The organism is Lysinibacillus sp. G4S2 (genome assembly GCF_030348505.1).
GTDB lineage: Bacteria > Bacillota > Bacilli > Bacillales_A > Planococcaceae > Lysinibacillus.
Window position 1 is genome coordinate 1,043,229 of sequence record NZ_JAUCFJ010000002.1, and the last position, 21,064, is coordinate 1,064,292.

Genomic DNA, 21,064 nt, shown 5'->3' on the forward strand with positions numbered 1-21,064 from the left:
AAACTTATGGAGCATCGTAAGCAATTACGAAAATATATTCAACGTGCAAAGACGAGTTTAACAGTAGAAAGAAGCATTCCTATTGCACAGTACGGCTTGTTTTTGGCATTGCTTTCGAGTGCTTCCCTCTTCCTCGTTTCAAGGCTATTTGTTTGGCCGTATTATCGCGAAACAGCTTTTGCTGTCTTTCTCGTTGTCATACTAGCAACAGTGCTGTTTATGTGGTGGAAGCGTGTAAAAGAAAAGGAAGCATTGCATACACTGGATGATTATTTTTCTCACAATGAACTGGTGACAGCCTTATCGTTCGAGGACGATAAGGATCCACTTGTTCAATCTTTGGTAAATAAAGCAATGCAAAGCGTCGAAAATGCGTTTGCGAGTTTTAAAGCTCGAAAGAAAAATTTGTTTCGGCCAAAAGCTTTAGTTGGTCTATTCGTAACAGCTGTTGGACTGGCAATTCTTTATATGTTTCCAGCGGCTACGCAAATTGAAGCTATTGAGGTGGAAAAGGAAAAAGCTGTTATCGAAGACGTAAAGAAGGAAGTAGCTAAACTAGAGAAAAAAACAGAAACAAAAGAAGTGAAAGAGCAATTGAAGGAATTGCAAAATACGTTAAAAGAGGCAGAAACAGCTGAAGAGGCATTACGCGAAGTCGTGAAAAAGCAAAAGGAGCTTTCCTTGAAGGAACAGCAATTAAAAGATAAGCAAACTGCTAGTAAAGAGGGCGCTTCTGAAGAGCAAGGCTTATCAAAAGAAGAAGTGGAGCAATTGAAGGAGCTTGCCCAAATGCAACAGGAGCTAACGCAAAATGCCAATGCTACTCAGACAGCTATGAGCAAGCTAGGGAAACCTGCCAGCAATACTCTACAAAATGCTATTGCGAGTGCTAATAGTGCAAATAACAATCAGCAAAACAATACTAATCAAAATCAAAATTCATCAGCGAATTCACAGCCGAGCAATCAGCAAGGTCAAACCGGGCAGCAAGGCCAAAATAATTCTCAAAATGGTTCCCAACAGGCTAGTGGTAATGGTCAGGCACAAGGATCGAATCAAAGCAAACAACAAGGACAGGGCAATGGTCAAGGTCAAGGACAAGGCCAGGGCAATGGACAGGGCCAGGGACAAGGAAATGGTAATGGTTCAGGTCAAGGCACTGGTTCAGGTGGTCAAGGTGCAGGAACAGGACAGGGTGGCCGCGATTTATTAACGACACCGAATAGAATCGGTGGCTCTAGTCAGACTTCAGTTGATGGCGGAGCATTAGGAGATGGCTCGAATATTTCGGAACAACAAGGAAATGGCCCCATTACTAAAGGTTCTATCCGCCCATATGAGGAAGTTATAGGCTCCTATAAAGATAGCTATTTAGAAAGCTCAGAACGATTACAATTACCGAAGGATTTACAAAATGTCGTGCAATCATATTTCACGTCAATTGAGTCGCAGTAGGAGGAAAAAGAATGGCATTTACAGAGCAACAGTATGTTGAGATGAGTACGAAATTACAACAAGTAAAGGAAGAAATTCATCACTTTATCGTTGGGCAAGAGGAAGCAATTGATTATACATTATATGCAGTTCTTGCTGATGGGCACGCATTATTAGAGGGCTTGCCAGGTTTAGGGAAAACGATGTTAATCCGTACAATTTCTGAAGTACTAGATTTATCATTTTCACGTATTCAATTTACACCGGATTTAATGCCGGCCGATATTACAGGGACAAGTATGATTGAGCGCACACCAGATGGCAAGCAGCAGTTTTCGTTCCAGCCAGGTCCAATTTTTAGTCAAATGGTATTAGCGGATGAGATTAACCGAGCTACGCCAAAAACACAAAGTGCGTTGTTGGAAGCGATGGGGGAAAAAACGGTAACGATTTTGGGAGATACAAAGAAGATGGCAAGACCATTCTTCGTGTTAGCAACGCAAAACCCAATTGAGATGGAAGGAACGTACCCTTTACCAGAAGCACAAATGGACCGTTTCCTATGTAAAATTCTTGTACCGTACCCTGAGAAAAGTGAGCTAATGGAAATTATGAAGCGTACAACAGGCGCGAAGGAAGTTAATTTACAGAAGGTTATGAATACGGACGGGCTTATTGAAGCACAGCAAATGGTGAAGGAAGTGCTTGTCGCTGATGAAATGCTAGAATTTGCGACGGATCTTATTGTAGCTACTCATCCTGAAAGAGTGGATGCAATTGATGAGGTCAAGCGATATGCCATGTACGGTAGTGGGCCACGTGGTTTACAAAGTTTAATCAAATTAGCGAAGGCAAGGGCGCTTATGAATGGACGTTTCCACGTTTCTGTGGCAGATATTAAATCTGTTGCTAAGCCAGTTTTACGCCATCGTATGTTGTTGAACTATGAAGGGGAGGCTTCAGGCAAAACAGCAGACGATGTGATTGACGTAATTTTAGAAAAGGTACAACAAGGTGTTAGCAGGTGACGCAAAAATTATTATTGCCCGAGGATTGGTTAGCGAAAATCAGTCGCTTCCAAGTGGCGACGGCCTCCAAATTACGTGGGCAGCATAAGGGCTCGCACCGTTCGCAACGCTTCGGGGCATCGCTCGATTTCTCAGATTTTCGTGAGTATCATTTAGGTGATGATGTACGTCAGGTCGATTGGAACGTCTTTGCGAGAACGGATAAATACTTCATTAAACGTTTTTTAGATGAACAAGAGATGCGCGTACACATTTTGCTAGATACAACTAAATCTATGGGCGATCATGAAAAATGGACTTTTGCCCGGCAAATTGTCGCCTCACTTGGCTTAATGGTGCTAGGCCGTGATGATCGCTTATCATTTTCTTTTGTACAGGATGAGGTGAAGCCACCGTTTCGTCGTAAAGGTGCCATGTATCGTCGTGCCTTTTTACAGGTGGTCACAGAAATCGAGGAAGCAACTTATACAAATAGCTTTGCACAGGGAGCTTTAAAAGCATTGCCTAAAGATAGTACAGTGCTATTTATTGTTACTGATGGACTAGAACCAATCGAGGAGTGGGAGCAACTTTTAAAACGGCTACCACGTTTTGCAGGGGACGTACGTATTTTGCAAATTGTGACGCAGGAAGAAATATCACCCGAATACAATGGTGATGTACGTTTACTCGATCGTGAAACTGGCAGAGATGTGAATGTTACGATGTCTTCAAGAGTTCTGGACACATACAAGGCAAGACGTTTATTACACGAAGAGGAATTTGAAGCAATTTGTCGGCGCTTCGGTGTTCGACAATTACAGCTTAAAGTAGAGGATGGCTTACAGCACGCCATCTTTCAACAATTATTAAAAGCACATTGGATTAGGTGAGGTGAGCCGTATTGGGCTTTAGTCAAATACTTTTTAGCTGGACGGCCATCATCCCGGTCATTGTCCTTCTATATTATTTCTTTCGAAAAAAATATACCGATCAAACCGTATCCTCGACACTTTTTTGGTCGGAAATTATGCAAGAAACACGTGTATCACCGTACTTAAAACATTTACAAAAAAATGCACTGCTTTATTTACAACTGCTAGCACTTATTTTACTTGTACTCGCACTAATGAATCCTTATGTAAAAAAATCAACAATTGTTGGGGCTCAAACGATTTTTGTTGTGGACACATCTGCAACGATGTTAGCAGGGAAAGAGCAGTCAACATTTGATCAACATAAAAAGGAAATGCTGTCATTAGTAAATGAGCTTGATGGAAGACCTGTTACACTCATTACAACAGGCAATACACCAAAAGCTATACTACAGCAAGAAACGAATACAAAAGCAATTGAAAAGGCTATTCAAGAGTTGCAAGTAACCTATGAAACAGATCAGATGCATAAGGCACTTGATGCGGCACAAGCTTTTGTCGGTGACACGCCAACATCTATTTACGTCTTTACGGATACGCTCGATAAAAAGCGATTACCAATGGAAAAGGATACGGTGAAGTGGATCGTAAAAGGGTCTGCTAAGGATTTAACAAATATTGCAATTACACGTTTTGCTGCTACTACAGATGGTCAATCTACGATGGCGCTCGTGCAGCTACAAAATGATACTGACCAAGAGCAAAAAGTAACACTTTCACTAGAAAATGAGAAAGGTAATGAGATAGCTGCAGAGAGTGTCACATTACTGCCAAATGAAACTGTAAAGAAAACATTTAAAGACTTACCGTTAGAAAATACGATGACAGCTAGGTTAGATACTAATGATGATTATGTAGTCGATAATTCACAAACCGTATTGCTACAAACAGCTACTTCAAAAGTAGTTGTCGATCAAAGCATGCATCAACTTATTCAAAAAGGTTTTCAAACGATTAATAGTGCTGTGAAAATTGTTCCGTCCTTACAAGTAGCGGACAATAAAGATGCAACAGTTGTGACAAATCAAACGGCGCTACTCGAAAAGATGGACAAGCCGATTGTATTATTTGGACGTGATGATGCTAAAAAGGTTGAAGCAACTGGGGAAGTCAGTACAACGAGCGACGCATTGTTTGCATTCAGTGAGCTAAAAGATATTTATATTAGTGCTGTATATCCAGGATTCGATGGCTATCAAACGCTTGCATCAGTTGGCGATCAGCCATTTATACAGCGCTCACCAGAAGGAGATATTGTTATATTAGCGGATATTGCTGATACAGATTGGCCGCTACATCCTTCATTCCCATTATTTTTATGGAGTGCTGAACAGCAGCTTTCAGAATCAATTGGTTCACTCGGTATTTTTACACCAAATGAACAACGAGCAGTTGCTTTAGCGCAAGGTGATTGGAGTGTGTATTCACAGGATGATGAGTTTTTATCATCCATTATGAATGGTTTATTAACAGCACCGATGAAGCCAGGGATTTATACAGCACGCTCAAATAATGAAGAAAAGCGCTTCATCGTACAGCTTCATGCTCAAGAATGTGTCATTGAAAAAGGGACAAGTTATACGCTTGGAGAGCTTCCAGACGATGGGAAGGAAGAGATATCAAAAACTTCGTTCGTACCTTGGCTCATCCTCATTATTTTAGTATTACTTGTTTTAGAGTGGGAGGTGCAACGACGTCGTGGATTTACGAATTGATATGCCATTAGCATTGTTGCTTTTACTTCCATTGCTTATGTATTTTGGGTGGACCTATTGGCGTGAACGTCAGCAACTAAAAAAGAGTCATATCGCCGTACTAGGTATTCGTATTGTGGCGATATGCTGCTTGGTTTTTGCGCTTGCTGGGCCCTATATTTTATTACCTGTAAAGGAAGAACAAGTACTGTTTTTAGTTGACCGTTCTGCTTCAATGAATGGAACAGATGATGAGATGGCTCAGTTTATAGAGGAAAGTTTGCAGTCGAAAAAAGATGAACAGCTAGCTGGGATCTATTCTTTTTCATCGACATTACAAACGGAAGCCATTTTATCGAATTCTTTAAAGGAAGTGCCGAAATTTACAGCTATAAAGGAGACAGATCAAACAAATATTGAACAAAGCCTGCAGCTCGCTTCAGGTATTGTTGATCCGAAAAAAGCAACACGACTTGTACTCTTAACTGATGGCAATGAAACCAAAGGAGATGCCTTAGAATTTGCATCAAAGTTTAAAGGGTCAAATATTAGTGTGGATGTAGTGCCATTTAACCAACCTGTTACTAACGATGTATCACTGAAAAGCTTTGTAACCCCACAAGTTGCCTATGTAGGTGAACAGCAGCAGTTAGTCACAGAAATTAATGCAACTGCGGCGGGGCAAGGTGAGCTATTATTATACGAAAATGATGAGCTTATTCATCGTGAGGCAGTGGAACTTGCTGAAGGTTCCAACGTATTTACGTATAAACATGCAGCAAAAGCAGAAGGGCTTGTAAAATATGAGGCACTCGTGCAGGTTGGACAGGACGCCATTTTTGAAAATAATAAATTAACAAGCGTCACGATGGTGCAAAGTGAACCACATTTATTAATTGTTAATGGCTATGACAAAGCATCACCAATTGCTGCAGCACTTGGCAGCCAATCAATTTCCTACGATGTTGTAGATGCTAAAAGTTTGCCAAATGAGCTTTCTAGTTATTTACAATACAATGCCATCATTTTTGATAATGTGCCAGGGCATTTAGTAGGCGAGGCAAAAATGAATGTCATTGAACAGGCAGTAAAAAACTTTGGTGTCGGCTTTACAATGGTCGGTGGTGAAAATAGCTTTGGCTTAGGTGGCTATTTTAAAACGCCAATCGAAACTTTACTACCTGTTGAAATGGAGATTAAAGGTAAGGAGCAATTACCATCATTAGGATTGGTGATTGTACTAGACCGCTCTGGAAGTATGTCTGGAGCAAAACTAGAGCTCGCTAAGGAAGCGGCCGCTCGTTCAGTCGAAATGCTACGAGATGAGGATACGCTAGGGTTTATTACCTTTGATGACCGACCTTGGGAAATAATTGAGACAGGACCACTAGGCAAAAAGGAAGAAGCTGTGGACACGATTTTATCTGTTACGCCAGGTGGTGGCACCGAAATATATGGATCACTAGCTAAAGCCTATGAAAATCTAGCTGATTTAAAGCTACAGCGTAAGCATATTATTCTATTAACTGATGGTCAGTCACAGTCAGGGAATTATGAGGATTTAATTGCACAGGGTAAAGAGAAAGGTATTACACTATCGACGGTAGCAATTGGTCAGGATGCAGATGCTAATTTACTGGAAGCACTTAGCGAGATGGGAAGTGGACGTTTCTACGATGTTGTTGATGAGCAGACGATCCCTTCTATTTTATCTCGTGAAACGGCCATGATTTCACGCACATATATTGAGGATAACCCATTCTATCCAACTATATTTAATGCATCTGGATGGAATACGTTATTTACGAATGGTGTACCTCAAATGAATGCTTATATTGGTACGACAGCCAAGCAGGGAGCTACTGTTATTGCGGAAAGCGAGAAAGAAGATCCGGTGTTAGCACAATGGCAATATGGTCTTGGCAAAACATTCGCCTTTACTTCTGATTCAACAGGAAAATGGACAGGAGACTGGGCAAGATGGCAGAATTGGGGCACATTTTGGCAAACGCTTATTTCGCAAATGCTACCAAGCTATAACGATGTTGCTTATGATGTACGTCTAGAGTCAGACGGATCATTTGTCATCACTGACCCAACAAATGAAGCGGCATTTTTAGATATCGTTGCTGTCAATGAGGCGGGCGAAGAACTTGAAACACAGCTGGAAACAATTTCAGCATCACAAGTTCGAGCAGTCGTACAAGCAGAACCGGGACTAATCTTCTTCCGCATTGCCGATGAAAAACAGACGATTTACCAGGCAGGCTTAAGTGTACCTTACAGTGCTGAGTATGAATTACGTCCAGTGAATGATCAGCTAGTGAAAGAGCTAACAAAGCAAACAGGCGGCTCCGTTTTGAAAGAGCCGAACGAAGTATTCCGCGAATTTACTAATGAAGGTGCGGAACGCCAAAATATTGCAACATGGCTTTTATTAGCAGGTATGCTATTGTTCTTCATCGATATTACCATTCGACGCTTTGGTTGGGGCTTCCTAACAAGGCCGAAGAAAAAAGAACAACTTGTAGAGGAAAAACCAATACAAGCAGAGGACACAAATGTTGCCCAGCTATTAAAGGGCATGAAAAAAAGGCCTTAGAAATTTAAAACGATGGTTCATTGCTTTATAGCATGAGCCATCGTTTTTTTGTCATTGGGCCATTATCAAGAGTTGGGGATGATATTTGTTAGGAGTGGAGACTGGGGGATTCCTTGGGGTATATGTGATTTGACCATCTGACCAATGAAGCGTATGCGAAACGGCGATCCACCCCACGCTATTATGATGGGCTAATTTTAGATTGCTACTTTCGTGAAATTAGAGATTTTTTGTGGTAATCAAAATTTACCTTGTAAATAATATACACAAATGTAATAATAGATGATAGTAATGAAATATTACTATCATTTTAAAGTATTATATATTTGGGGGATCAAACATGACCAATATAATGAATTCTTTTGGTTTTCTAAGTTTTAAACTAGCAGAGGCTTTAGAAGAAAATCTCGAGAAATATATTAGCGAAAAATTTCAAATGAAATCCAGAGAAGTCGGGATCATGATGTCTGTAAAAGAAAAAAAGCTTAGCCAAATTCAAATAGGGCAGATTTTAAAGTTGGATAAAAATAGTGTCCGCTTTTTTATCGATAGTCTAGAAGAAAGAAAATATGTTTACAGGGAGAAAAATCAAGAAAATAGAAGAGAAAATTTAATATGCCTTACGGAACAGGGTGAAAATTTGGCAGAAGAATTGTTGAAGACCCTTGCGATTTCTGAGAATGAAGTTTTAAATGTACTTTCATTAGAAGAAAAAGAGCAATTGAAAGGCATATTGACAAAAGTATATGAAAATCGTGCACAGGAAAAATAAAATCATTAACGATGATGCCAAAATAAAAGGAGATGAAAGCTATGTCTCAATATCCTACGATTGAAAGAGACCCTAAATATTGGATTGGCGTGGTATCTCTCAATCATGTGCAAAAAGGGGTTGAGGGAGGATTCGGCCAGTTATGCCACGGTAAAGAAAGACCTTTGAAACGAATGCAAAAAGGAGATTGGATCATTTATTATTCTCCTAAAAAAAGTCTAGATGGTAACGAGCCTGTAAGAGCATTTACCGCAATTGGAAGAATAAAAGACGAGCGAATATACGAGTTCCAAATGGCAGAAAATTTTATTCCTTTTAGAAGAGATATAGACTTTTATAAAGAGGCAAAGGCTGTACCGATAAAAAGGATCTTAGATTATTTAGAATTTGTAGAAGATAAATCGAAATATGGTTATAAATTCAGATTTGGTCATTTTGAAATAAGCAAAAAAGACTTTTTACTAATTGCTCATGAAATGGGATTACCGTTGAAGTATGGATGAATTTAGTTGGATAAAAAACGTTACTTTCTTAATGAATTGCCATTAAGAAGTAACGTTTTTATATTGCAACCAATCATTATTTAAGCAGAGTGTTAAGGTTAGTTACAAATACTGTTTTACGCAAATTGCTAGCAATGACAATGCCTAAGACAGCACCAATAGTACTTGAAGTTAAAAAGGCTGGCATGAAAAATAAAGCAGCAACGGATGTCCCCATTAATAAGTGTGCGTAAGGTACTGCAATGAGTGAGGCAATAATACCTGTCCCGAATATTTCACCGACACCTGCTAGCCACTGCTTGCCGCTATATTTATAGGCTAGAGCTGCACATAAAGCACCAATGACACTGCCGGGTATAGCTAATAATGAGCCTGTGCCTGTTAAAATACGAATAATAGCTGTGACAAATGCGACCATAACAGTAGGCACTGGGCCAAGAATAATAGCGCCAATAACATTAATGGCATGCTGTACAGGGTAGGCACGTGCAATTCCCGTTGGTATTGAAACGAAGGTAGAACCTGCTACAGCAATTGCTACTAATAAGGCCATGATTGTTAGTTTTCGAATTGACATAATTTCCACTCCTTTAAAATATGAATTTAATCGTTAATAACGGTAAATTTGGTGTTCCGCCGGTAAACTAGTGAGATCCGCCGCTAAAACTGTGGAAAGCGCCGGTAAATCAGAGAATTCCGCCGCTAAAAGCGTGAGAAGCGCCGGTAAACCAGGAAGTTTCGCCGCTAAAAGTGAGAAAAGCGCCGGTAAATCAGGGAGTTCCGCCGCTAAAAGCGAGAAAAGCGCCGGTAAACTAGTGAATTCCGCCGGTAAAGCAGAGAAAAGCGCCGGTAAATCAGAGAATTCCGCCGCTAAAACTGTGAGAAGCGCCGGTAAATCAGAGAATTCCGCCGCTAAAAGCGTGAGAAGCGCCGGTAAATCAGAGAATTCCGCCACTAAAACTGTGAAAAGCGCCGGTAAACAAAAAAATTCCACCGCTACAGCGTAAAAAAGCCGACAACAATATAAAACCTAAAAAGGCCGCTTCCTAAAAAACATAGGAAGCGGCCTTGCATTTACATAGTAAAAAGCAAGTGTCGCCACTTCCCTCCGCTAGTGTGAACTAGATCAGGTTCAAAGGGTCCGTATATGACAATATACGTCTCAGCCTTTTAAAGACTCCCCTAGTGGTAATAATGGGTTTAACTCTTTAATTTTCTAATAATAATGTAGTAAAGACAGCCTGTTTTCCTTGATATACAAGGAGTTTTAACAGGGGAAATTAATCATAGTTACTTAACATTTTAGCACACTTGAAAGAACGGAGCTAGAACTCCTACATACTCAATGGATGGTCTAAAAGTGTCACGCTCAAAAAATAGAGAGACATCTTTCAAGTGAAGAACTGAGTTGAAGCGCAATCAAAAGTTCAGTATGTACGGAGCTTACAGAGTACGACGACCAACTTATGAAGAGATTTGTAGGGGTTTTATCATATGATGAATAATCTGTCGCCTTTTTATGTATTAAGTCTTTCCGTTTCGTGTGCATTATCACTATACAGTATTGTTGGAGGAAATGTGTAGATATATAATGAGATATGCACCGCGATACTAACTAAAGGAAAACCAAAACCATGAATACTAAACAAACCAATACGAATCGTTTAAAATTCATGCCTTTTCAGATGACGAGGGATATTTTAAGGGTGTGGAAGTATGCGTACCGTCCTTTTCTTTTATTTGAATTGGTATACAAACTGCTAACGATAAGTGTATTTATCCCGTTATTATCCATAATTTTTAACAAATTACTGGCTGTTGGGGGCTTCGAAGCGGCCGCGAATCATGACCTTCTGCGCTTCTTGTTCAGCAAATATGGCCTACTTAGTGTACTGGTAATGGTGCCAATTGCCATAATGCTCATATACACAGAGTTTACTGTGCTCTTCTATATTGCCTATTATGGGATTCAAGAGAAGCGCGCACGAATCCGCCCCGTATTGTTCAAGGCAATCTCTAGCTTACCAGGTTTATGGCGCGTCGGGGTTTTCGGACTTGCTCTCTATTTATTGCTCCTGTTCCCGCTACTTGATGTCAACATCAGCGGAACACTATTGCCGAATATGACGGTTCCGAACTTTATTACGGGCGAGCTGATGAAGACAACCTTCGGAACGATCGTTCTTGTTATCGTTGGACTGCTTATCCTGGCATTGAACTTAATCTGTATCTATGCTCTGCCGATTATGGTATTGGAAGGCAAGTATCAATTCTGGAACGCCGTTCGCGAGAGCAAGCAATTGTTCTGGCGTAGTAAGTGGTCATTAGTTAGAGCTGTGTTTGAATGGGCATTAATCTTCCTGTTGCTGTTCATTCTACTTATCTGTCTAATCAGCTTAATCGTGTTTCTCCTTCCTAGTGGAGATGGCGATTCCAGATTAATGATTACCATTGGCATCACGCTGAGCTTTGGTTTGTATATCGCAACACCGATTATGACTCCAATGTTCATTACTATTATCACCCTGCTATATGTACGCTATCAAGGCCATGACCGTGTGAATATTGATACCGATGGAGTCGATGCTTCTGTCTGGAAAGGACGCGATATGCAGCGTTCGCTCATGCGACGTTATCGTGCAGCGCTGACTGCGTTCGGAATGCTCATTCTTATTGTTATAGGCTGGGGAGCAACTACCCTGTTGACTGATTGGGGGGAAGCCAATGAGGAGTTTATCATTATGGCTCATCGGGGCGACATTACTTCAGGCATAGAGAATACAATGGGTGCCTTCGAAGGCGCTATTCGGACAGGTGCCGATTATATCGAGCTCGATATTCTACAGACGAAAGATGGCAAGCTTGCGGTCATCCATGATGAGAATTTGAAACGACTGTCCGGCAGAGATGTGAATGTTTTTGATCTTTCCCTCGCCCAGCTTCAACAAATATCGCTGCAAGTAGGCAAGTTCCAAGATAATGTGCCATCTCTTGATGAGGTGTTGGAGCGTACGAAAGGTAAAATCAAACTTAATGTGGAGCTCAAAACACATGGACATGAGAAGGACTTTGTCCCTGTCTTAGTCGATACGATTCGTAGACATAAGGCAGAACAACAGGTCATTTTCCAGAGCTTAGATTATGAGCTCGTAAAGGAAGTAAAGAAGGCTGCACCGGATTTAACAGTCGGGTATGTCATATTCGCTACATTCACTTCGCTCAATCAGTTCGAAGCAGATTTCTTCGTCGTCGAAGAGTCTTTTGCCAGTCCTCGATTGATTAGTTCAGCGAAAATGATCGGTAAGCCGATTTATGTTTGGACTGTGAATGATGTGAACAGCGTTGAACACTTCTATACGTTAGGTGTGGATGGCATCATAACGGACATTGTCAGTGACGCAAAGGAGACCGTTCAAATGCTACATAAAGAATAGAGTCGGAAATGAAAATATCATCTGCTCCTTTTTGAATAAAGCACGAACACCCGGTATTTAGCGCGAGGCCTAAATACCGGGTGTTTTGCGTTATCTATAGTTGTACATCATGACCCTCAGCCTGCAACTTTTGCTATTTCTTGTGTATATAAATCCCAATGACCGAAAGATGTTATCATACGTATTTGTTGCAAGACTATCATATCCACACTCTACACGATAGAATGTTCCGGTAGATGACATTTGATAAAGTTGGTGAATTCTTAAAAAACCTTTCTCATACGGCAAGCGAATATAATTTTCCCATATATATTGTTCAACGAGTTATTTAATGGTTGGGGTCATACTACCAAAAATAGTCAATGAATTTTCAACCTATTCTGTATCAGGATGCAAAAGGTGTGGTGCTTTTTTCATTGTCCAAATAAGGGCAAGGAAGAAGCAAGCCATTAAAATAATAGACCCGAAAATATAAGGGCTGTTCATATTCCAATCAAATAATATACCTGCTAAAGCTGGACCAATCATATTACCAAGACTCATATATGCATTGTTCAGACCAGCTGCAAAGCCTTGCTCATTCTCAGCAAGCTTCGAAATCAATGTGTTGACAGCTGGGCGAATCAATGTCGTAGCAGTAGAGAAGATTGTCGCTACAACTAAAATAAGTGCAAAGCCAGACACAAATAATATTAAGAAAATCGATACGGATGCAATAAATAAATTAACTAACACTACTTTCATTTCGCCGAAGCGCTTAAAGAGTGGCGTAATCACAAACATTTGGACAACAACACCAAATGCTCCACCAACAACTAAGATAATAGCGATATCTGTAGGTGTGTAATTAAATTTGTCTGTAACAAATAATGATAATGTTGTTTGGAAGTTAGCAATCCCAAATGAGAATACCATCATAATAATGAGCATTACAAAGTAAGGCATATGTACTGAACGTACCATTTGCTTCGCAAGGTTGTCTTGCTTCTTTGCTTTTTGCGCTTTATTTGGTTTTGTAGCAGGTAATAAAAAGAACGATAAAATAGCTGCTAAGATAGCTGCACATCCAGCAGTATAGAATGGGAAGTGTAAACTAACTTTTGATAGGAATCCACCAATGCCTGGTCCAATCATAAAACCAAAAGACATTGCTGCCCCAAGCATACCCATCCCTTTACCTCGTTCTTCATAAGTTGTAATGTCTGCCACAAAAGCCATGATAGGAGGTGCAACAAACGCAGATCCAAGGCCACCTAAAAAGCGTGCCAAGAAGAGCATCCACACATCAGTAGAAAGCCCGAAACCAATTTGTGCAAGTCCTGTAACGATAAGACCGAAAATAATAAGATTTTTTCGACCATATTGATCCGAAAGATTCCCAGCAATTGGAGAAAATACGAATTGCGCTAAGGCGAAAGTTGCAATCAACATTCCAAGGATTTGTCCTGCAGCACCAAATAGTTTTAAATACTCAGGCATGACAGGAATAATAATTCCAATACTCCCCATTGCTATAAACATATTAAACATTAAAATATACAAAGCCGCCTTATTAGACTTCTGCTGGGTCATCGAATACCCCCTTCTTTATTCAAATATATTACAGTCTACCATAAGGCTTGTACCATTGCTATTGACTAGAAGTCTGAAATAAGAGTTCAGATGACCTTCCGGCAAAACGAGGGGTTGATTTCCGTTCCGACTGGGCGCTTTGTTGCTGACGCTACGTTTGCACTACGCTTTCGCACAGAAAACATCCGCTACGCTGCAGGGTCTCATCTGTGACGCTAATCCCCAAGGAGTCGCCCAGTCTCCACTCCAATCAACCTCTTCACAAGAATGTATCTTCTTACAAATCACTCTAATTTATAGTAATAAGGTGATGTTATCCTAGCCTCTTTTTTTGTTTAGCTAATGGTAGACTTCTATGATGAAACTTGGTGCCGTATTTGTTTTAATAATTAGAATCCCACGCCTGACAGTAAAATAAAAAATATAACATCAAAAAACGCAAGAAATCAACTTTTCAAAAATTGATTTCTTGCGCTTCGAGGTTATCGAATACTCATTTTAAATTCTAAAAACAGCTCATTGTATTTGCCTAAATAATCAGGGCCTAGGTTTTTATAAACTTCTAATTTTTTGCGCTGTTCTTCAGTGGGATAGAAGCGCTCATCAGATACAACTGCCTTATCCATTAATTTCATTGCTGCAATATTTGGAGTAGAGTACCCTACGAAATCAGCATTTTTAGCACCTGATTCTGCTTTCAGCATAAAATTAATGAAGGCATGGGCACCATCTATATTTTTTGAAGTTTTCGGAATGACCATATTATCAAACCATAAGTTCGAGCCTTCCTTTGGTACAGCAAAGTCTAGCTCCTCATTTTCTGATAACATGTCAGCTGCTTGCCCAGACCAAGTGAGTGCCACAGCTGCTTCATTATTAATCATCAGCGGCGTAATTTCATCCCCGAGAATAGCTTTGACATTTGGTGCCAATGTAATTAGTTTATCAGTAGCTTCACGTAGCTCATGGTCATTTAAAGAGTTCAGTGAGTAGCCAAGATTGTTTAAGCCCATACCGATTACCTCACGTGCCCCGTCTACTAAAAAGACTTTACGTTTTAATGAAGGGTCCCATAAGTCCTCCCAAGAGGAGAAGTCTAAATCTCCAACGAGCTTTGGATTATAGACAATGCCGACTGTTCCCCAGAAATATGGAACAGAATATTTATTGTTCTCATCAAATGGTAAATCTAAAAAATAAGGATCGATATTTTTTAAGTTAGGGATTTTTGTTTTATCTAAAGGAATAAGTAAGTTTTCTTCCTTCATTTTTTCAATCATATATTCAGAAGGTATGGCAATATCGTAAGCTGTACCACCTTGTTTAATTTTTGTCATCATCGCTTCATTGGAATCAAACGTCTCGTATATGACATGAATGCCTGTTTCTTTTTCAAATTGCTTCAGCAAATCAGGATCGATATATTCTCCCCAGTTAAAAATCGTTAACGTATTTTTTCCACTTTTCCCACCACTAGCACTCAAAGCATCAGCAGCATAGAACAAAAGGGCGGAAACGACAAGTATAGCGATGGTAGCTTGAATTAATTGCTTCATTGTTGTCCCTCCGTTCTTTTACTAACGCGGCTTGTGATGAAATAATAGCCAATTACGACGATAACCGTAACAAGGAATACTAAACCAGAAATTGCATTAACTGTTAAGGAAATACCGGCACGTGCCATAGAGTAAATTTCAACAGATAATGTACTGAAGCCATTACCTGTCACGAAAAACGTTACCGCGAAATCATCTAGAGAATACGTTAAGGCAAGAAAGAACCCTGCAAAAATACCGGGCTGAATATACGGTAAAATAACACGCATCATCACATCTTTTTTCGTAGCTCCTAAATCTAATGCAGCGTCGATTAATGATTTATTCATTTCTAACAGTTTCGGTAAGACCATCAGTACAACAATTGGGACACTGAATGCTACATGTGCTAATAACACAGAAGCAAAACCTAGTTTAACGCCAATCATCGTAAATAAAATTAAAAAGCTTGCACCAATAATAACGTCTGGGCTAACAATTAACACATTGTTTAAAGAAAGTAGTGTATTGCGCATTTTTGAATTTTTAACAGTGACAATGCCAATGGCTCCTAGCGTTCCGATGATTGTAGAAATCAATGCCGAAAGTAATGCTACGATAACTGTGTTAATTAGAATAACGAGTAGACGTGAATCCTCAAAGACAGCTTTATAATGTTCTAACGTGAAGGACTCAAAATTATTCATTGATCCGCCACTATTGAACGAATAAAAGATTAAATAGAAGATAGGTGCATACAAGACGATAAAAACTATCGCTAAATACACTCTTGCTGATGCAGAAAGTTTTTTCATCGTACGCGACCTCCTTTATCCTTTTTTTGTCCTGTAATTAACATAACGATCACCATGAATAAAATTAAGAAAACGGCAATTGTTGAACCCATTCCCCAGTTTTGAGTTACAAGGAATTGCTGTTCAATAGCTGTACCAAGCGTAATGACACGGTTCCCTGCAATTAAACGAGTAATCATGAAGAGTGATAATGCAGGGATAAAGACAACTTGAATACCTGATTTAACACCGTCCATTGTTAGAGGTAACACAACGCGACGGAATGTAGTAAAGGCAGATGCTCCTAAATCACGTGCAGCGTAAACAAGAGTCGGATTTAAACGATCCAATGAGTTGAAAATCGGTAAAATCATAAATGGAATAAAAATATAAACGGATACGAATACAAAGCTAATATCAGTAAATAGCATTTGCTTCGGATCAAAGCCAAACACTTCGATAAATGCATTGATCGGGCCGTACAAGCCGAAAATCCCGATAAAAGCATATGTCTTTAACAAAAGATTAATCCAAGAAGGAATAATTATTAGTAAAAGCCAAAGCTGCTTATGTTTCGTTTTAGTTAAAAAATAAGCTGTTGGATACGAAATAAGTAACGTAAAGAACGTAATTAAAAACGCATACCAGAATGAACTTAATGTCATTTTTAGATACACAGAAGAAAAGAACGCTTTATAGTTATCGAGCGTGAAATTGCCATGTATATCTAGTAGGGAATAGTAAACAACAAGTGCAATTGGCGCGATAACAAACAATGCAATCCATAAAACATATGGAAATAAAGCTGATTTAGATGTCTTAGTTTGCATCTTCGTCTTCTCCATATGCTTCTAAACGTTTATCGAACTCTTCTTCTGTCTCATTTAAACGCATTACATGAATGGCTTCTGGATCAAAGTCTAAGCCAATTTCTGTCCCTACTTCAGCTTTTTTCAATGAATGTACGAGCCATTCATTTCCATCTTTGTCATACGTGGATAATTCATAATGCACCCCACGGAACAATTGAGTATCAACTTTCACGACAAGTTTACCTTTATCGATTGTTGTCATTTCCAAATCCTCTGGGCGAATGACAATATCGATTTTTTCATTTGGCTTCATTCCTTGGTCGACACATTCAAAAACTTTACCGGCAAATTCTACTTTGAAATCTTCAATCATTACGCCAGGAACAATATTTGATTCACCAATAAAATCAGCAACGAAGCGGTTAATCGGTTCATCATAAATATCTACGGGTGTACCTGATTGTTGAATTTCACCTTCACTTAAGACAAATATTTCATCACTCATAGCAAGTGCTTCTTCCTGATCGTGTGTGACGAAGACGAATGTTTTCCCAAGTCGTTGTTGTAATTCTCGTAGTTCATACTGCATTTCAGTACGTAGTTTTAAATCTAATGCAGAAAGAGGCTCATCTAGTAAAATCACTTCAGGATCATTCACAATCGCACGAGCAATTGCAACACGTTGACGTTGACCACCAGACATCTCTGAAATTTCACGATTGCCGTAGCCTGCTAGGTTTACGAATTTTAGTGCCTCGGTAACACGATCTTTAATTTCATTTTCAGGAAGTTTTTTAATGCGAAGTCCAAATGCTACATTTTCAAAAACATTCAAATGAGGAAATAGCGCATAATCCTGAAAAACAGTGTTTACTTGGCGTTCATTTGCTGGCACTGAGTTGATTTTTTTATCGTGAAAATAGATTTCTCCTGTCGTCGGTTCTGTGAAACCAGCAATAATACGTAAAATCGTTGTTTTACCACAACCAGAAGGACCTAGTAGTGTATAGAACTTCCCTTTTTCTAGCTCCAAGTTAATGTTTTTTAAGACGACCGTGCCGTCATTAAAGGACTTTGAAACATTTTCAAAGCGGATAATTGAATTCGTTGTCATAGATGCGCCTCCTTAAGCTATAAATATGAATCCGTTGCGACGAGTAAAATTTTTGTTTCCGCAGCATGTGCGTTAAAAATTTGATGATGATCTGTCGCATCAAAATAGAGAGCATTGCCTTCACTTGCTATATACTGTTCATCTCCTAAAACGAGACGAATACGCCCTTTGACAATATAAATAAATGTTTCCGAGAGCGAGGGTTCAAAATGTTTGAACTCGCCATCAGCAGCAAGTGTCAAGAATATTGGCTCCATCTCTTTTTCATTAGATGTAGGAATAAGCCATTGGATTTCATATTTTTTTTCTTCGTCTGTATATGTGGATTGATCTTCTTCTGTATATACAACCTTTTGTTCAGGTACTTCATCATCGAAAAATTCTTTTGGTGTTGACCCTAAAACTTCTAATATTGAAAATAGCGTTTCAATGGAAGGGGAATTAAGATCACGCTCTAATTGTGAAATATACCCCTTACTTAAATCTGTACGTTCTCCAAGTTCCTCTTGGGTAAGACCTTTTTTTAAACGAAGCCCTTTGATTTTTGCTCCTATTTGCATCTTTTCCCTCCTAGAAGAAGTTTAGCAATCATAAACTTTTGAAATATGAAGTTTACTTTAACGAAACTTTTAGTTTACTAAAACCATTACAATTATACATAATAATAAAGAATTTGCAATCGTTTTTTATGAAAAAAAAGTAGATAAAATTTTTAGAAATTATACATAAATGACGCGTGTAAAAAATGGCTCATCATCAAAAGTTTTGGAGGACATTTTCCGTGTATATAGGTCGATGATTCGTTCCAGTTGGGCGACAACTTGGAGATTAGCGTCATGGATGAGACTTTGGAGCGAGCAAGTAGAGGAACGAAAGCTAAAAGTATCACGTCTTGTGATAACGCCTTCGTGACTAACGTCGTTTTGGCCCAAGCGGCTCATTGGACCCTCTAGGAAGCTTGCTCTGCGCGAAAGCGAAGCGACAGCAACAAATGTTTTAACTGTGCGAAAGCGAAGCGACAGCAACAAATGTTTTAACTGTGCGATGTAGCTTTATAAAAAAGTTTGATCATTTATTATAAAGATTGATAATTTGTAATAAAGTTTGATTAAAAAAATCTCACCTCTATAGATTTTTAGAGGTGAGGTTTTATGATTGGAAATTTGTGATAATATCACTTTGAGATTGTGAAGAAATGTACTGTGCGAAACGTTTCCTTATAAGTGCCAAAGCACGAAATAGGAGGATTGCTGAAAGGCAAGTGTCGACAGGGGGAAAAGCTGGCGATAATTTCAAAGGCTTACCTATCTGTATGAAGAAGAAAATGTAATTTATATTAATTATCTCAGTCAAATCAAGTGGGAGATGTTAAGTTGATGTTTAATTTATGGTATAATTATAAGTATTAACCATTTGGGTAGGAGAAGTTATGAGGATTTATAAATTAGCTTGTATATGTACTTTTATTATACTCTTATCAGGGTGTAATGCATTTTCATCTCAAACAGAAGAACCATCTTCAAAAGAAGCGTCACAAGAAGCGTTAGAAGTTGTAAAAAAAGAACCTGTTATCTTAGATGTCACAGAGATGGAGAAATATCAAGGAGGAGGTTTTCATCCTCTTGAGATTGATGAAGAAATAGCGTCTCCAATAGGTGAAAGTAAATCTTATTTTACTTATTCTGGTGATATGCCATTTAAAATATCCTTATTAAATACCGGTACTGAAAGCTTTTTATTCAAAATTCGAAATATAGATAAAGAAACACTTGTAACAAGTGGTGTTTTAGACAGTAAAGAAAGTTTTGAAAAGGTGTTTGACGGATTCCCCGAAGGCGCTTATGTCATATCTTACGTTGTAGAAGAGGAAGAGTCGCCTATAGATATTAAACTGAAGGTCAAGGTAGAGTTACTTCCCTACACAACTAGATAATATGCGTATTTATACTATCTTTATAAAAGGCGGGGTTGTGCTTTCTTTTTTCATGGAGTGTTCAACGAACGTAGTCAATTCGTTTAAGAAATGGCTAAATGCCCATTGAAACCATATAGGTTTAATTGTTTGGTGGGCTATGTTTTTAATCAAAAATACTAAAAAGGAAGTAAGTTTCTTATTAAGCTCCCGTGAAAGAACGTAATCATCTTTCATTTTCTGTGGTGTAGCGCTTGTTTTTGCGCTACATGGATGGCTAACGGGTGCTTTAGTCAAGTGGAGCAAAGTCTTTTAAGACATTGCTCCTTTTACATTTAAAAGTACTTCTGATAATACTCTTTCCTTAGCCTCCCGCTTAATTGAGCGTAGATCCTAGTTGTTTCGCTTTTCTCGTGTCCCATAAGACTTTGTATGACTTCTATGGGAGCTCCATTGTTCAACAAATGAGTTGCATAGCTGTGTCTATTTTGAGAATGGTGCCTCTAGTAGAATCCGATTCTCAATCAGGTTTTTCAAGCTGATAAGGGACTTGGACGGTCCGAACTTTATAATAGAATCTTGAAATTGACCAATATCCTCTATGGAAGCAGTCTGAATCTTGATCATATAATTGTATTCACCACTAATTCGAAACATATCAGTTACAACGGGATTTCGTTCGCAAAAATCCACCAGTGCTTGACATTGCTCTGTTTTAATAAGAAAGAATGCCGTGGTCCCTCGGCCAAGCGCCTGATGGCGAAAGGTTGCCGTATAACCCGAGATGATGTCTTTTTCCTCAAGCCTTTTTATTCGTTCCCTTACCGAGGGCTGGGACATGGACACATCTTTACTTATTTGTGAAATGGAAATACGTGCATTCTGCTGAAGAAGACGCATGATGTGGTAATCAGTTTCATCCATCCAATGTTCCATATATAATT

General features: G+C 39.1%; 18 protein-coding genes, 1 pseudogene and 1 riboswitch. Of the genes and pseudogenes, 9 read left to right on the forward strand and 10 right to left on the reverse strand.

Going from position 1 to position 21,064, the window contains the following annotated elements; all coding sequences use genetic code 11:
* Positions 1-6: 6 nt before the first annotated feature.
* The 7 genes from QUF91_RS05285 (at position 7) to QUF91_RS05315 (ending at position 8,947) form a co-directional block, all read left to right on the forward strand.
* The gene (locus QUF91_RS05285) at positions 7-1,455 is read left to right on the forward strand and encodes a hypothetical protein (RefSeq protein ID WP_285397450.1); all 1,449 of its coding nucleotides are present in this window, start codon (positions 7-9) and stop codon (positions 1,453-1,455) included.
* An 11-nt stretch (positions 1,456-1,466) separates the two neighbouring features.
* On the forward strand, positions 1,467-2,462 hold the full coding sequence (locus QUF91_RS05290; protein ID WP_285397451.1) for an AAA family ATPase: 996 nt from the start codon (positions 1,467-1,469) through the stop codon (positions 2,460-2,462).
* On the forward strand, positions 2,459-3,334 hold the full coding sequence (locus tag QUF91_RS05295; RefSeq protein ID WP_289417078.1) for a DUF58 domain-containing protein: 876 nt from the start codon (positions 2,459-2,461) through the stop codon (positions 3,332-3,334). Before QUF91_RS05290 ends, QUF91_RS05295 begins: the two co-directional genes overlap by 4 nt.
* 11 nt (positions 3,335-3,345) lie before the next feature.
* Entirely contained in the window at positions 3,346-5,091 is a 1,746-nt protein-coding gene (locus QUF91_RS05300; protein WP_289417079.1) for a vWA domain-containing protein, read from the forward strand.
* Positions 5,075-7,672 (forward strand): VWA domain-containing protein, encoded by a 2,598-nt coding sequence (locus QUF91_RS05305; RefSeq protein WP_289417080.1) that lies wholly within the window; start codon positions 5,075-5,077, stop codon positions 7,670-7,672. The genes QUF91_RS05300 and QUF91_RS05305 overlap by 17 nt, the downstream gene beginning before the upstream one ends.
* A 340-nt stretch (positions 7,673-8,012) precedes the next feature.
* Entirely contained in the window at positions 8,013-8,444 is a 432-nt protein-coding gene (locus tag QUF91_RS05310; RefSeq protein ID WP_289417081.1) for a MarR family winged helix-turn-helix transcriptional regulator, read from the forward strand.
* Between the two features lie 41 nt (positions 8,445-8,485).
* A complete protein-coding gene (locus tag QUF91_RS05315; RefSeq protein WP_285397456.1) occupies positions 8,486-8,947 on the forward strand; it encodes an EVE domain-containing protein in 462 nt (153 codons plus the stop codon).
* A gap of 76 nt (positions 8,948-9,023) precedes the next feature.
* On the opposite strand, the gene thiW is transcribed toward QUF91_RS05315, so the two are convergent.
* Both thiW and QUF91_RS05325 read right to left on the reverse strand, forming a co-directional pair.
* The gene (gene thiW, locus QUF91_RS05320; RefSeq protein WP_289417082.1) at positions 9,024-9,524 is read right to left on the reverse strand and encodes an energy coupling factor transporter S component ThiW; all 501 of its coding nucleotides are present in this window, start codon (positions 9,522-9,524) and stop codon (positions 9,024-9,026) included.
* 33 nt (positions 9,525-9,557) lie between these two features.
* Complete coding sequence (locus QUF91_RS05325) at positions 9,558-9,941, reverse strand: hypothetical protein (protein ID WP_289417083.1); 384 nt, start codon at positions 9,939-9,941, stop codon at positions 9,558-9,560.
* 92 nt (positions 9,942-10,033) lie between these two features.
* Positions 10,034-10,141: riboswitch (TPP riboswitch) on the reverse strand.
* Between the two features lie 440 nt (positions 10,142-10,581).
* Between QUF91_RS05325 and QUF91_RS05330 the strand changes: the two genes are divergently transcribed.
* On the forward strand, positions 10,582-12,381 hold the full coding sequence (locus QUF91_RS05330) for a glycerophosphodiester phosphodiesterase (RefSeq protein WP_289417084.1): 1,800 nt from the start codon (positions 10,582-10,584) through the stop codon (positions 12,379-12,381).
* A 375-nt stretch (positions 12,382-12,756) separates the two neighbouring features.
* Here QUF91_RS05330 and QUF91_RS05335 read toward each other — a convergent pair whose 3' ends face one another.
* From QUF91_RS05335 to QUF91_RS05360, 6 genes are all read right to left on the reverse strand, one after another.
* A complete protein-coding gene (locus tag QUF91_RS05335) occupies positions 12,757-13,953 on the reverse strand; it encodes an MFS transporter (RefSeq protein ID WP_285397460.1) in 1,197 nt (398 codons plus the stop codon).
* A gap of 482 nt (positions 13,954-14,435) precedes the next feature.
* Positions 14,436-15,509, reverse strand: a complete 1,074-nt coding sequence (locus QUF91_RS05340) for an ABC transporter substrate-binding protein (RefSeq protein ID WP_289417085.1) — start codon at positions 15,507-15,509, stop codon at positions 14,436-14,438.
* Positions 15,506-16,303, reverse strand: a complete 798-nt coding sequence (locus QUF91_RS05345; protein WP_285397462.1) for an ABC transporter permease — start codon at positions 16,301-16,303, stop codon at positions 15,506-15,508. Before QUF91_RS05345 ends, QUF91_RS05340 begins: the two co-directional genes overlap by 4 nt.
* Positions 16,300-17,112 carry an ABC transporter permease gene (locus QUF91_RS05350; protein WP_285397463.1) on the reverse strand — a complete coding sequence of 271 codons (813 nt, stop codon included), beginning with the start codon at positions 17,110-17,112 and terminating at the stop codon, positions 16,300-16,302. Before QUF91_RS05350 ends, QUF91_RS05345 begins: the two co-directional genes overlap by 4 nt.
* The gene (locus QUF91_RS05355; protein ID WP_289417086.1) at positions 17,102-18,208 is read right to left on the reverse strand and encodes an ABC transporter ATP-binding protein; all 1,107 of its coding nucleotides are present in this window, start codon (positions 18,206-18,208) and stop codon (positions 17,102-17,104) included. Before QUF91_RS05355 ends, QUF91_RS05350 begins: the two co-directional genes overlap by 11 nt.
* A gap of 17 nt (positions 18,209-18,225) precedes the next feature.
* Entirely contained in the window at positions 18,226-18,768 is a 543-nt protein-coding gene (locus tag QUF91_RS05360; protein ID WP_289417087.1) for a helix-turn-helix domain-containing protein, read from the reverse strand.
* Between the two features lie 869 nt (positions 18,769-19,637).
* On the opposite strand from QUF91_RS05360, the gene QUF91_RS05365 reads away from it, so the two are divergent.
* Positions 19,638-20,141: a hypothetical protein gene (locus QUF91_RS05365; protein ID WP_285397466.1), complete on the forward strand. Its 504-nt coding sequence runs from the start codon at positions 19,638-19,640 to the stop codon at positions 20,139-20,141.
* A 314-nt stretch (positions 20,142-20,455) separates the two neighbouring features.
* Here QUF91_RS05365 and QUF91_RS05370 read toward each other — a convergent pair.
* A pseudogene (locus QUF91_RS05370) lies at positions 20,456-20,593 on the reverse strand (tyrosine-type recombinase/integrase); the annotation flags it as partial.
* 10 nt (positions 20,594-20,603) lie between these two features.
* Positions 20,604-21,056, reverse strand: coding sequence for an Lrp/AsnC family transcriptional regulator (locus tag QUF91_RS05375; RefSeq protein WP_289417088.1), 453 nt, complete (start codon positions 21,054-21,056; stop codon positions 20,604-20,606).
* Positions 21,057-21,064: the final 8 nt, after the last annotated feature.